The sequence below is a fragment of the Hyphomonas sp. genome (assembly GCF_046313975.1).
In the GTDB taxonomy this organism is placed as follows: Bacteria; Pseudomonadota; Alphaproteobacteria; order Caulobacterales; family Hyphomonadaceae; genus Hyphomonas.
This window is the reverse complement of sequence record NZ_JBKBXB010000015.1, coordinates 52,771-65,128: the sequence shown is the minus strand read 5'-3', so window position 1 is coordinate 65,128 and position 12,358 is coordinate 52,771. Positions and strand designations below refer to the sequence as shown.

Here is a 12,358-nt window from a genome sequence, read left to right as displayed (position 1 = left end):
ACCGCGGATGCCGTTCCGCGCGAGGCGCTGGAAGTGGCCCTGAAAGACGTGCTGCAGACAACGGCAACAACCGAGACACGCGGCCTGATGGTGCGCGATGCGTTCGAGGATACCATCGACCCTTCAGGCCTCGCCCGGCTCGAGAGCGAGCTGCAGCTGTTCGACCGGATCGCCATGCTGACGAGCCCGTCCGCCACACTGACGCTGATGTCCTATGTCAGGGACGGCACCGATCTCAAACGCACCCGCATGCTGGCCGAGGCCGGCGGCATGAAGGCCGTGGTTCTGGTCGAGGAACGCGGCCATGAGGCGCTGCGGGTGGCCGATGCGGGCGTGCGCTGGAGCACGAACATGGCGCTGGACATCATGAGCCTGACGGCCGCCGGGATGCTGCTGTTCTGGGTCGCGCTGTCGACCTGGCGGATCTATTTCCGCCGGCCGCCGCCGAAAGCGGAACCGCAGGGCCTGGAGCCTGCCTAGCCGATATTGAACGCGCCGCGGATGCCGTCGATCACGAGCTGGGCCGAAAGTGCGGCGAGGATCACACCGAGTATGCGCGTCAGCGCGCCAGCAACGCTGGCGCCCATGAACCGCACAAGCGGGCCTGCCAGCAGGAAGATAACCAGCGTAATCAGGAGGTTCGCGCCGATGGCGGCCAGGACCACCGCCTGATGCATGTAGCTCTGCGCTTCGGTCATGTAGAACATCGCGGTGGCGATCGAGCCCGGCCCGGCGATCATCGGAATGCCCATCGGGAACACCGAGATATCATCCGGATCCGGATCATCGCGGTGGCGTTCCTGAAATTCCTCCGCCCGGTGCTCGCGCCGTTCGGTGCGTTTCTCGAACACCATGTCGAGCGCGATCATGAACAGGAGCACGCCGCCGGCGGCGCGGAACGCGTCGATGGAGATGTGCATCGCATCCAGCAGCCAGGCGCCGCCGAAAGCGAAGAGCAGCATGATGATCGTCGCCACGAACACCGACTTGATCGCCATCTTCCGGCGCCAGGCGGGCGAGCCGTTCGCGGTCAGCGTGGCAAAGATCGGCGCCACCCCCGGTGCATCGATGAGCACGAAGAAAGTGACGAACGCGGCGGTGAAGAGAGAAATGAGTTCGGGCGTCATGACGGCGCCGCGTTACATCTTGCGCGTGGCTGCGTCGAGGATTTCCCGCACCTCGGGGGCAACGGTCACTTCCGTCGAGGGCGGCTTCAGGCGCGACAGGTCCGCGCCGCCTTCGGCCAGCACCGTCAGCAGTTTGTGGCCGCGCAGGCGCTGCAGCAGGCCGTCGGCGCCGCGCGGGGTATCCGCGGTGGCATAGCGCCCGCCGCCGAGATCGACCCGCAGGCCCTCCCCTTGCCCGGCTTCGAGGCGGCGGATTGCTTCATCGATGCTGACCGCCGGGGCCGTATCCAGCGGGGTCCGGGCGCGCAAGGAGCTGCCTTCCGCCATCACAGGGCCTCGCCCACGGCTTGCGGCATCAGCTTCCGGCAGCGCGTCAGCGCGCGGTAGAGGTCGCCGGCCACGACATCGGCTGAAATCGCCAGCACATCCTCGCGCAGGTCCGGCTGCTGGGCGATGAGGCCGGCCAGCGCGTCTGCGGTCTGGGAATAGAGTGGCCCGTCGACTTCGCCGAGCAGGTACATCTGCATTACGGCGAAATAGGCCCGGCCAGCGGGTGTCGCGGCTTCGGAGGGCTTCAGGATATCCTTCTCGCGCAGCACGCGGGCCTGCGTCTCCAAGAGGAGCACGCCGCGCCGGTCACCGTTGCGGACGACAGCGCCGTTCACAACGAAAGTTTCGCCGGGCTTGAGGGATAGTTTGAGTGGCATACTGCGCAAACCTCGTCCTGCGGACTGTGCCAAGCTCGCACACAGGCGTTAACGCTTGATTGCCGGGAGTTAACCGCCACAGGCGGAGCAGATTGCGCGGCTTTTCAGGGTCGGCGGGAGGCACCATGCGCCCGTCTCAGGAGGGCATTGGATCATAAGTCCTGCACCGTTCGGGGGCGCTGCGGCAGTCAGCCGTCTCATCCAGGAGCGGCACGGCGCGTGTCTGAAGCTTGAGCCTCTGTGGCGTCGCGCATGGCATAATCTGTATACCACCAACCGGGCCTTCCCTAAAGTAAATTCGCTGTTGCACTGCAGCGCTTTCCTTCAGGTCAGCGCTTGCCCGGCACGGGGCCCGCCTTATGGTGCTGACCGGAGATTACAGAGGGATAACGGTTCATGCGTTTCGAGGGCACGAAGGACTATGTGGCGACCGATGACCTGCGGGTTGCGGTCAATGCGGCCATCTCGCTGGAGCGCCCGCTGCTGATCAAGGGCGAGCCAGGCACCGGCAAGACGGTGCTGGCCATCGAGGTTGCCAAGTCTCTCGGGCTCGAGCTGATCGAGTGGCACATCAAGTCCACCACCAAGGCGGCGCAGGGCCTCTACGAATATGACGCGGTTTCCCGCCTGCGCGACGGCCAGATGGGCGAAGAGCGTGCCAAGGACGTGAAGAATTACATCAAGAAAGGCAAGCTGTGGGAGGCCTTCACCTCCAAGAAGCGCCCCGTCCTGCTGATCGACGAGATCGACAAGGCCGACATCGAATTCCCGAACGACCTCCTGCAGGAACTCGACCGGATGGAGTTCTATGTCTACGAGACCAACGAGACGGTGAAAGCGAAACAGCGCCCGATCGTCATCATCACCTCGAACAACGAAAAAGAACTGCCGGACGCCTTCCTGCGCCGCTGCTTCTTCCACTTCATCAAGTTCCCGGACGAGCCGACGATGCGCGCCATCATCGATGTCCACTTCCCCGGCATCAAGAAGAAGCTCGTCGGCGACGCGCTCTCCACCTTCTATTCCATGCGCGAACTGCCGGGCGTGAAGAAGAAGCCGTCGACGTCAGAGCTGCTCGACTGGCTGAAGCTGCTGATGAACGAGGACATCGACCTCGAGACCATGCGCGAGAAGGATCCCGACCGCCTGACGCCGCCACTGCACGGCGCACTGCTGAAGAACGAACAGGACGTGGCTTTGTTCGAGCGGCTCGCCTTCCTCTCCCGCCGTAGCGAAGGCGGCGGATCAAGCGGCGGGCGCCGGGGGCCTGCGGGGTGAACGCAGGGCGGGATGTAATCCCGCCGACGCGCTACCCCAACGCCGCATCATGCCCGCTGGCGGCGTGGGCGTAGTTCAGGTCTTCGCGGCTCTTGAGGAAATCGGCCATCTTGGTCTTGTCGGTGCGCTCGTCCCACCAGGTCTTCCAGGCAATACCGATCCATCCCGCGTGGAAGACGAGACCGCACAGGATGGCGAACCAGCCCGGGATCGGCCCGATATGCGCGCGCCGGAACAGGTGTTCCCACGAGGTGACATCCACCGGATGGATCGCGATCTTGGCAAAATACGCCGCGCCGAGAATGGCGAAGATATAGCCGTAGTTGCGCCGCAACCTGCGCCCGATGCAGCGGATCATCGAGATGCGGTAAGCGGGCTTGATGTAATCGTCGGACAGCGCCGTGCCCCGGTCGAGACGGATCTTCGATCCCTCCCCGCGCAGGATCGGCACCATGAAGGCAATCTCCAGAACCCGCGCGCGAAACCGCCAGACATAGAAAAACCTGTAACGGCGCGCTTCCAGCATCAGGAACACGACGCAAAGCATGCCGACCAGCACGATCGGAAAGGGCGAGGCGCGCTCGTTCGCAAACGCCACGGAGAGGCCGATGCCGGTCGAGATCACGGCCCAGTTGGTCGTCTGGTCGAGGCGCTGGCGCCACACGGTCGAGCGGTAGACTTCGGCGCGGTAGAGGTGCGACAGCGCGGTAACCTCGGCAGGCCCGCAAATGCCTTCTGCCGGAATGAGCGTGTGATCCGCTTCGGTTTCGTCGAGCGTGTCCATATCCCGCTATGACTCAAAGATGGACGTACGGAAAGACCTGACGCCTACCGCGCACAATATCCGAGCGAGAGGATCGCGCCGTAGCCCTCCAGCGCCTGGCGCACATGGCGGGTATCCTTGCTGCCATCGCCGTCGCGGATCGTATCGGCGAGGCCGCCGGCGCTGCCCGTGATGCGCGCGCGCCAGAGGCGGTAGCGCAGTGCGTCCGGCGCGGTGGTGAGCGTAGCCGCGCGGTCGAAGGCCGCAAGGTCGCAGTCCCGCATCGCGCGCTCGGCCAGCACATGGCCAAAATCGGCGCGTTCGAAGGAATCCAGCGGAATGCCTGAAACCTTCCGTCTGTCAGAGGCCCCGGCGAGCTGCACCATCAGGTCGATCAGCTTCTTGCGTTCGCCCGCATCCGGCGCGAGGTCCACGGCCGCTGCCATGATTTCCGGCCGGCCCATGTGCAGCGGGGCGGCGCCGTCGCGGGCGCGTTGGAGGAAACCCTGCCAGCCATGCGCCGCGATCGCCGCTTCGGCCTGCGCGCGGGCATAGTCGCCGCTGGCGGGCTCGAGTTTCACATTGCGCAGGCGGTCAGCCCAGACCGCTCGGTTTTCGATGCCGGCGAGATAGTTGACGGGCTGGACGAAGGCGGCGCGCAGGTTGTCCCGCTTGCCTTCCGGCAGCGCCTGCGCCGCCTGCCAGGCCGCTTCCAGCATGCAGGCCGCCTCGCCCTTACCCGCCGGGCACGGCTGCGCCGTGGCCGGCAAAGCCGCCAGCAATCCCGCCAGAAAGAAGAGCAAACCCGCCCGCATCATGGCCGCCTGACTAGCCGAAAGCCCATGAATACAGGATGACCGGCCTCTTTTCCCAGCGTCAGCTTGGACACCGGCCTCAACCGCGATTATCTTCCATTCCGAAACAGTACGGATGGACCGGCGATGTTCCTCAATTTCTTCAACGAGCTGCGCGAAGCCAAGGTGCCGGTGACGCTGAAGGAATACCTGATGCTCATGGAAGCCATGGACAAGCAGGTGATCGATATGGAGGTCGAGGAGTTCTACTATCTCGCCCGCGCCAGCCTCGTGAAGGACGAGCGCAATATCGACAAGTTCGACCGCGTCTTCTCCCATGTGTTCAAGGGCCTCGACACGCTCGCCGATGCGGTGAACGTGAAAGACCTGCCCGAGGAATGGCTGCGCAAGATGACGGAGAAATTCCTCACGCCCGAAGAGATGGCCGAGATCGAGGCGATGGGCGGCTTCGAGAAGCTGATGGAGACGCTGAAGAAGCGTCTCGAGGAGCAGAAGAAGCGCCACGAGGGCGGCAACAAGATGATCGGCACGGGCGGCACCTCGCCCTTCGGCGCCAATGGCTACAACCCAGAAGGCGTGCGCATCGGGCAGGAAAAATCCCGCCACCGCCGCGCCGTGAAAGTGTGGGACAAGCGCGAGTTCAAGAATTACGACGACAAGGTCGAACTCGGTACACGGAATATCAAGGTGGCGATGAAGCGCCTGCGCAAATGGGCCCGCAAGGGCGCTCAGGATGAACTCGACCTCGACCAGACGATCCGCAACACCGCCCGCAAGGGCTATCTCGACATCGAGATGCGCGCCGAGAAACGCAACACGGTTTCCGTGCTGCTGCTCTTGGATGTCGGCGGCTCGATGGACCCGCATGTGCGGATCATGGAGGAGCTGTTCTCCGCAGCGAAATCCGAGATCAAGAATCTCGAATACTACTACTTCCACAACTGCCCCTATGAGGGCCTGTGGAAGGACAACCGCCGGCGCATGAACAACCGCATCCCGACCTGGGACGTGCTGAACAAGTATCCGTCGGAGTACAAAGTCATCGTCGTCGGCGACGCCACGATGAGCCCCTACGAGATTACCTATGCCGGTGGCTCGGTCGAACACTGGAACGAGGAGCCGGGCGGCCTCTGGATCCAGCGCTTTGTCGAGCGCTATCCCCACCTCGTCTGGCTGAACCCGACCAAGGAAGGCGCCTGGGAATATACCGGCTCGATCAAACTCATCCGTGAACTGATCGGCCCCCACCGCATGTTCGAAATGACGCTGGGCGGTCTGGACGAGGCGATGAAGGAACTGAGCCGCTAGGGTCATGTCCATCCTGACCGCTTCCAACGGCCCCGTCCGCATCATCACGATCAACCGCCCGCAGGCGCGCAACGCTGTCGACCATGACACCGCCCTCGCCCTGTATGAGGCCTTCAAGGCGTTCGATGCCGACGAGACCGCCAGCGTCGCCATCCTCACCGGCGCGGGCGGAAACTTCTGTGCGGGCGCCGACCTGAAAGCCGTCGCGACCGGCAAGGGCAATCCCACAGTCACCGGCGGCGACCTTGGCCCGATGGGGCCGACGCGCCTGCAACTCTCCAAGCCCGTTATCGCCGCCGTGGACGGATATGCCGTGGCCGGAGGACTGGAACTCGCCCTCTGGTGCGACCTGCGCGTCGCCTCGCCCTCCGCCCGCTTCGGCGTCTTCTGCCGCCGCTTCGGTGTGCCGCTGATCGACGGCGGCACGGTGCGCCTGCCGCGCCTCATCGGCGCTTCCCGCGCCATGGACCTGATCCTCACCGGCCGCGAAGTCGCCCCCGAGGAGGCCCACGCCATCGGCCTCGCCAACTATCTGACCCCGGACGAAACCGCCCTGCCGCGCGCCCTGAAACTCGCCGAAGATATTGCCGCCTTTCCGCAGCTCTGCATGCGGATAGACCGCACATCAGCGATCCGCCAATGGAGCCTCTCCGAAGAAGATGCGCTCGCCGCGGAATTCGCAGGCGGCCTCGACGTGCTGAAAGCGGGCAGCGCGCGCGACGGCGCAGAGCGCTTTTCCCGAGGCCAGGGCCGTCACGGGAAGTTCTGAAGTCGGGTCACACGTCGATCAACGCATCGAAGCTTGTCAGCGGGCGGACGAACTCGAAATAATAGTCTTCCGCCGCATGCCACTGGCGCTCCCACGGGCCGATCTGGCCTTCGCGCGCGATCAGACGCGCTTCGCGTACGCCCTCGTCCGCACGCACAAACACTGCAAGATCAATCAGGTCGGACAATTCAGGCCGGGCCGAATAGACGCCCTCCAGGATCACGATGGGCTTTGGCGCCAGTACGGTGAGCGCGGCGCACGAGCGCCCGTCAAACACGTCCCAGTCGAACGCATGCCAGGCAGCCTGCTCGCCCGCACGCAAGGCCTCCAGCACGGCGCGCTGCTGCGGCCAGTCGATGCAGGCCGCGACGAGGTCTGCCGGTCTCTCCGAGCGCACCTCAGTGCCGCCTGCATAGAAATCATCGCCTTCAATAACGGCAGCGCCCAGGATGTCTGCAAGTACAGCGGCCAGGGTTGTCTTGCCCGCTGCACTGCGCCCGTCGAGCGCCACCGTGAACGGACGATCCAGCCCCTCAGCTCTCGCGGCGAGCAACTCGGCCAGCGGTGCAGGATCCATGAAGCGATGCGCCATCCCGTCCCTCCCTCCGGCCATGCCGTTATACGGAGGATATTATACCGGCTTCGCGCCTTTATAAATCCGCCACAGCGCAAAGCCGCCGATGCCGATCCACAGCACATTGATCGCCACGGAGGGGATCGCGCCGTGATAGCCGCTGTTGAGGATGAACCCGGCCGCGCCGATCACGTTCATCCACTGGTACACAGGGCTGTCACCCTTTAGCTTGCCGGCCGAGAGCAGGATATAGGCGCCAAGGATGAGGCTCGCCCCGATCCAACCGGCCGCTTCAATGAGGAAAAGTGTCGGTGTCATGTGCGCGCCCTAGCCCGGCGCGGGCCCCGGCGCAATCAGCCAAAGCCGTGCCGCGCGGCCCATTCGGCACGCGTCATCTCCCAGACCAGGCTGGCCCGCGTCGTACCGTCCGGCCGCTCGCTCCTCACTTCGCCGAGGCGCCGGAAGCCGAGACCGTCGAGAAGGCGCTGCGTTGCAACATTATCCAGAGCCGCCGTTTCGCACAGCAAGTCCAGCCGCAGCGCCTCGAACATCCAGGCAAAGCTCGCTGCCGCGCCGCGCGCGCCGCTGCCCTGCCGGTGCAGCGAGGGATGCAGCGCGCCTGCCAGCTCTCCCGCCGCCCAGTGCGGCCAGACCTGCACATCCGAATAGCCCATGATGCGCCCATCCTCGCCCGCGCGCACGAACAGGAGGCCGATGCCGGTCTCGCGCTCGGCGATGTGTGTCTCGATGAAGGCGGCAACGCTTGTCTCGGTCAACGGGCGCGGCAGGGTGTAGATCGGTGCGTGCACGGCCGGATCGGACAGGAGCGCGAACAAGGCGGGCGCATCCTCCGGCCGGGCAAGACGCGAGTCGCCGAGGCGCGTCGCCGAGCGCACCGCTGTGCGGATCGCTTCGGCCTGTTCCGGCGACGCCGGGTTGCGGGTGAGGGGAATGTCTCCGGCCATGACTGATTATCCGCCTGCTGACGCAGAGGAACTCAAGAGCCCGGCGCCGGATAGCCCGGAAGCGCGGCAGGCTTGACTCGTTAATTTCCATTTTGCTGAAATATTTCAGGAATGAGAATATAAATGCCGGGCTGGCCCCCCCAGTCCAGACTTCCGATTGACGCCGCCCCGCACTCCAACCATTGGTACTGGATGACACCCCCTCCCCCGCGTCCGCCCGGAAAGAATGCCTTCCTGTTCGTGGTTGTGGCGGTGGCCATAAACATGCTGTCCTTCGGCATCATCATGCCGATCATGCCAGCCCTGCTGGCGGAACTGACAGACCAGCCGATCGAAATCGCCATCAAGGCCAATGGCTGGCTCGCCATGGTCTTCGCCGTCGCCAACTTCCTTGCCATGCCGCTGCTCGGCGGCCTGTCGGACCGGTTCGGCCGCCGTCCCATCCTTCTCATCTCCATCGCCATGCTCGGCGTGGACATGTTGATCCTCGGCCTTGCGCCGACACTCGGCATCCTCTTCCTCGGTCGGGCTCTGGCCGGCGTATTCTCCGGCACCGTTTCGGTCGCCAATGCCTATGTGGCCGATGTCACGGCGCCGGCGGACCGGGGCCGCGCCTTCGGCATGCTTGGCGCCGCGTTCGGCTTCGGCTTTATCCTCGGCCCCGTCCTTGGCGGCCTGCTCGGCGAGATCCACACCCGCCTGCCCTTCTTTGTCGCTGCCGGCTTTGCGGGCCTCAACTTCCTGTACGGCTATTTTGTGCTGCCCGAGAGCCTCGCGCACGAGAATCGCCGGGAATTCAGCCTCGCCCGTGCTAACCCCTTCGGCGCCGTGAAGCATTTCTCGAAACTGCCGCGCGTCGCCTGGTTCATCGTCACCATCGGCGTTTTTCAGATCGCCCATGCCGTCTATCCGACCACATGGAACTATCACGGCGCCTCGCGCTATGGCTGGTCGGAATGGGAGATTGGCCTATCCCTCGGAGCGGTCGGCATCGGCTCGGCCCTGTCCCAGGCCGTGCTTGCCGGCTGGCTCATCCGCCGTCTCGGCGCCATGCGCGCGGCGATGTTCGGCCTCAGCGTGCACGTTGTCGCGATGATCGGCTTCGCCTTCGCCATCCATCCTTGGATCGCCCTCGCGATGATCGCCGTTTCCGCAGCCGGCGGCGTCGTCATGCCGGCGATCAACACGATCACGGCCAATCTCACGCCCATGAACGCGCAGGGCGAACTGCAGGGCGCTCAATCCTCGATCATGGCGTTCACCCTGATCTTCAGCCCGGTGCTGATGACACAGGTCTTCTCCACCTTCACAGTTCCGGGCGCACCGGTGCATTTCGCCGGCGCCGCCTTCCTGCTCGCCGCCTTCATCGCGCTGCTCGCCATGATCCCGTTCGTGATCGGTATCCGCGCGAACCGCGAAAGCGTCGCCAGCCTTTCAGCCTGATACAGCTTTCGCCGCGGCAGGCTCATGCACCCGCACACGCTCCGCAGACGGAAGGATTGCCTCCGGAGCAGGCTTCAGGCGAGCTGGCCGGTATCGACAATCCGCGCCAGCGGCATCGGGCGGCCGAGCAGGAAGCCCTGAACCTCGTCGCACCCCTCCACTGACAGCACGGACAGCTGCTGCGGATTCTCGATGCCTTCTGCCAGAACCGGGATCTTTAGGCTGCGGCCCAGCGCCAGAACCGCGCGCACCATCGCTGCGGTCTGTTCGCTGCGCTCCACCTGTTCGACAAAGGACCGGTCGAGCTTGATCTTGTCGAACGGAAAGCTGCGCAGCGTCTCAAGGGAGGAATAGCCGGTGCCGAAATCGTCCAGCGCAATCGTCACGCCCATCGCCTTGATCTGACGCAGGATGTGGAGCGAGCGTTCCTTGTCTGCAAAGATCGTCGTCTCGGTCAGCTCCAGTTCGAGGCGGCTGGCCGGCAGGCCCGTCTCGATCAGGATTTCGAGGATCATTTTCGGCAGATCCGTATGCGCAAACTGCATCGGCGAAACATTCACCGCCACCTTGTAGGGCGGGTCCCAGCTAGCCGCCTTGGCGCAGGCATGGCGCAGCACCCATTCGCCAAGGCGCAGGATGAGGCCGTTTTCCTCCGCCACCGGAATGAACTCCGACGGCGAGATATTTCCCCGCTCGGGATGCTGCCAGCGCACCAGCGCTTCATAACCGCGGATCTCGCCTGTCGCGACAGATTTCTGGACCTGGAAGTGAACATCCAGATCGTCGCTGTCGAGGGCCATGCGCAGGTCGTTGGCGAGCGCCCTCCGGGTCCGGACCATCTCATCCATCGAAGAATCGTAAAAGGCCACGGCCTTGGTCAGCGATGCCTTGGAGCGATACATTGCGAGGTCTGCATTGCTGATCAGCGAAATCTTGTCGGATGCGTCATCCGGATAGATCGCCACGCCGATGCTGCCGCCGGGCACAACTTCATACTCTTCCATCCGGATTGGTCCGGTGAGTGCCGCTTCAAGACGGTTGAGGAAGCCCGTAAGATCACCCGCCGAATGCATGCGCTTGACCGCCGCAAACTCGTCACCGCCAAGGCGCGCGACAAACTCGCCTTCCTTCAGCATCGCGCTCATGCGCGCAGACAAGGTGCGCAGCACTTCATCGCCCGCCGCATGTCCGCGCAGGTCGTTGATTTCCTTGAACCGGTCGAGATCGATACAGATCATCGCCACCTTCTGGCTGCCGGCACGCGCGGCATCAAACTCGTGATCGAGGCGCCCATTGAAGCTAACGCGGTTCGGCAGACCGGTCAGGCTGTCGGTGATCGCCATCTTGCGCAGCTGCTCATAGGAGTCCGTACGCACGCTCTCGTCGATCACATAGCTCGACACCCCTGCCCCGATGATCAGCAGGCCAACGCAGGCAATCGCCAGTGCCAGAGCCTGAACCGCTTCATGCATCGGTTCGATCAGCGTAACGCCGATCTGCTCGACTTCGAACGCGACCATGCCGGTGAAGTGTAGCAGGACAATCGACACGACCAGCGTGCCGATGGCCATCCATTGCTGGCGAACATCGCGCGCCGTCATGGCCAGATGAATGGCGACTGCCGAGAAGATCACGGAAAAGGCAATCGAGAGCACCAGGAAGGGCACGCTCCACGTCACGATACCCTGCACCCCATAGCCCATCATCCCGGTATAGTGCATGGCCGCAATGGCGAGCCCTACGAACCCGCCTCCAAGCACGGGCGCGAAACGTACAATGCGGCTGGTAGCCAGGGAGAAGCCCGCAACCGCGCCGAGCACGGCCACGATCAGCGAGACAATCGTCAGTATGGGATCAAATGAAAAAGGAACGCCGGGATCGAAGCCGAGCATGGCGATGAAGTGTGTGCACCAGATCGATGAGCCGGCCGCGACTGCCGTCAGGATCTGCCAGCCAATCTGTTGCAGGCCGCTGACGCCCGCCGCGCGCGCGAACAGTTTCAGCGTCACCCAGCTGCCGGCAAGGCAGATCAGCGCGGCGAGGATGACGAGGCCGATATCATGGTGCCAGATATGGTGATCGAAGACGCTGCCGCTTGTGTCTGCTTCAATGCCGGCATGGCCATTCATGCTGCTCGATCTTGCCTGAAGGGCCCACACTTTCACCACCATTCTCCTGCGTTTCTTATTGCAGGGCGGCATCGCAAGTCAGGGTTACGAGCAGGTTATTTTTCTATTGTATCGCAGACGAGATACTTAAAGCCGGATTCATGTCTGGCGGTGCGCAGGCCGGATCCTGTCGTCCGGCCTGCAGCTTGCCGTAATGGAGCCTCAGCCCTTTTTCTTCATCACAAAACCGGCAATCGCCGCCAGGATGCCGCCGCCGATGCCGCCTTCCAGGAAGCTCTGGATATGGTTCATCAGCGCCGTGTCCCCGAGCAGGGGTCCGATGCCGGCTGCGTTCGCGCCGTAATGCGCGGCGACGCCGCCGATGATGCCGCCCAGCACGCCGCCGGTGCCGCTGCCGCCCACGAGGCGGGAGACGACCGGCCCGAGTACGGTGCCGCCGAGCGCGCTGACGAGCAGCGGGATGTATTGTTCCATGGTGTG

General features: G+C 64.1%; 14 protein-coding genes and 1 pseudogene. 5 read left to right on the top strand and 10 right to left on the bottom strand.

Annotation, left to right across the window (positions count from 1 at the left end; genetic code table 11):
- A pseudogene (locus ACK4TE_RS07580) lies at positions 1 to 480 on the top strand (hypothetical protein); the annotation flags it as partial.
- On the opposite strand, the gene ACK4TE_RS07575 reads toward ACK4TE_RS07580, so the two are convergent.
- Genes ACK4TE_RS07575 through ACK4TE_RS07565 form a run of 3 tightly spaced genes read right to left on the bottom strand, consistent with a single transcriptional unit; the run spans position 477 to position 1,834 of the window.
- A complete protein-coding gene (locus tag ACK4TE_RS07575; RefSeq protein WP_409910892.1) occupies positions 477 to 1,127 on the bottom strand; it encodes a MarC family protein in 651 nt (216 codons plus the stop codon). The pseudogene ACK4TE_RS07580 and the gene ACK4TE_RS07575 sit on opposite strands and share 4 nt — an antisense overlap.
- A 12-nt stretch (positions 1,128 to 1,139) precedes the next feature.
- Complete coding sequence (locus tag ACK4TE_RS07570; protein ID WP_409910891.1) at positions 1,140 to 1,436, bottom strand: hypothetical protein; 297 nt, start codon at positions 1,434 to 1,436, stop codon at positions 1,140 to 1,142.
- 17 nt (positions 1,437 to 1,453) lie between these two features.
- Complete coding sequence (locus ACK4TE_RS07565; RefSeq protein WP_409910890.1) at positions 1,454 to 1,834, bottom strand: flagellar biosynthesis repressor FlbT; 381 nt, start codon at positions 1,832 to 1,834, stop codon at positions 1,454 to 1,456.
- A 396-nt stretch (positions 1,835 to 2,230) separates the two neighbouring features.
- On the opposite strand from ACK4TE_RS07565, the gene ACK4TE_RS07560 reads away from it, so the two are divergent.
- Positions 2,231 to 3,112 (top strand): AAA family ATPase, encoded by an 882-nt coding sequence (locus ACK4TE_RS07560; protein WP_409910889.1) that lies wholly within the window; start codon positions 2,231 to 2,233, stop codon positions 3,110 to 3,112.
- 31 nt (positions 3,113 to 3,143) lie between these two features.
- Here ACK4TE_RS07560 and ACK4TE_RS07555 read toward each other — a convergent pair whose 3' ends face one another.
- Both ACK4TE_RS07555 and ACK4TE_RS07550 read right to left on the bottom strand, forming a co-directional pair.
- Complete coding sequence (locus ACK4TE_RS07555) at positions 3,144 to 3,896, bottom strand: DUF2270 domain-containing protein (RefSeq protein WP_409910888.1); 753 nt, start codon at positions 3,894 to 3,896, stop codon at positions 3,144 to 3,146.
- 44 nt (positions 3,897 to 3,940) lie between these two features.
- Positions 3,941 to 4,690: a hypothetical protein gene (locus tag ACK4TE_RS07550; RefSeq protein ID WP_409910887.1), complete on the bottom strand. Its 750-nt coding sequence runs from the start codon at positions 4,688 to 4,690 to the stop codon at positions 3,941 to 3,943.
- 126 nt (positions 4,691 to 4,816) lie between these two features.
- On the opposite strand from ACK4TE_RS07550, the gene ACK4TE_RS07545 reads away from it, so the two are divergent.
- Together ACK4TE_RS07545 and ACK4TE_RS07540 are read left to right on the top strand one after the other, a co-directional pair.
- Positions 4,817 to 5,998, top strand: coding sequence for a vWA domain-containing protein (locus ACK4TE_RS07545; RefSeq protein WP_409910886.1), 1,182 nt, complete (start codon positions 4,817 to 4,819; stop codon positions 5,996 to 5,998).
- Between the two features lie 4 nt (positions 5,999 to 6,002).
- Complete coding sequence (locus tag ACK4TE_RS07540) at positions 6,003 to 6,767, top strand: crotonase/enoyl-CoA hydratase family protein (RefSeq protein WP_409910885.1); 765 nt, start codon at positions 6,003 to 6,005, stop codon at positions 6,765 to 6,767.
- A 7-nt stretch (positions 6,768 to 6,774) separates the two neighbouring features.
- Here the strand turns inward: ACK4TE_RS07540 and ACK4TE_RS07535 are convergent, their stop codons facing one another.
- The 3 genes from ACK4TE_RS07535 to ACK4TE_RS07525 are packed head-to-tail and all read right to left on the bottom strand — an operon-like array spanning position 6,775 to position 8,306.
- The gene (locus tag ACK4TE_RS07535) at positions 6,775 to 7,359 is read right to left on the bottom strand and encodes a uridine kinase (protein ID WP_409910884.1); all 585 of its coding nucleotides are present in this window, start codon (positions 7,357 to 7,359) and stop codon (positions 6,775 to 6,777) included.
- A gap of 39 nt (positions 7,360 to 7,398) precedes the next feature.
- Positions 7,399 to 7,659, bottom strand: a complete 261-nt coding sequence (locus ACK4TE_RS07530) for a CBU_0592 family membrane protein (RefSeq protein ID WP_409910883.1) — start codon at positions 7,657 to 7,659, stop codon at positions 7,399 to 7,401.
- Between the two features lie 35 nt (positions 7,660 to 7,694).
- Positions 7,695 to 8,306: a GNAT family N-acetyltransferase gene (locus ACK4TE_RS07525; protein WP_409910882.1), complete on the bottom strand. Its 612-nt coding sequence runs from the start codon at positions 8,304 to 8,306 to the stop codon at positions 7,695 to 7,697.
- 123 nt (positions 8,307 to 8,429) lie between these two features.
- On the opposite strand from ACK4TE_RS07525, the gene ACK4TE_RS07520 reads away from it, so the two are divergent.
- The gene (locus tag ACK4TE_RS07520; protein ID WP_409910881.1) at positions 8,430 to 9,749 is read left to right on the top strand and encodes an MFS transporter; all 1,320 of its coding nucleotides are present in this window, start codon (positions 8,430 to 8,432) and stop codon (positions 9,747 to 9,749) included.
- A 74-nt stretch (positions 9,750 to 9,823) separates the two neighbouring features.
- On the opposite strand, the gene ACK4TE_RS07515 is transcribed toward ACK4TE_RS07520, so the two are convergent.
- Together ACK4TE_RS07515 and ACK4TE_RS07510 are read right to left on the bottom strand one after the other, a co-directional pair.
- Entirely contained in the window at positions 9,824 to 11,920 is a 2,097-nt protein-coding gene (locus tag ACK4TE_RS07515; protein WP_409910880.1) for a putative bifunctional diguanylate cyclase/phosphodiesterase, read from the bottom strand.
- Between the two features lie 159 nt (positions 11,921 to 12,079).
- On the bottom strand, positions 12,080 to 12,352 hold the full coding sequence (locus ACK4TE_RS07510; RefSeq protein ID WP_409910879.1) for a hypothetical protein: 273 nt from the start codon (positions 12,350 to 12,352) through the stop codon (positions 12,080 to 12,082).
- Positions 12,353 to 12,358: the final 6 nt, after the last annotated feature.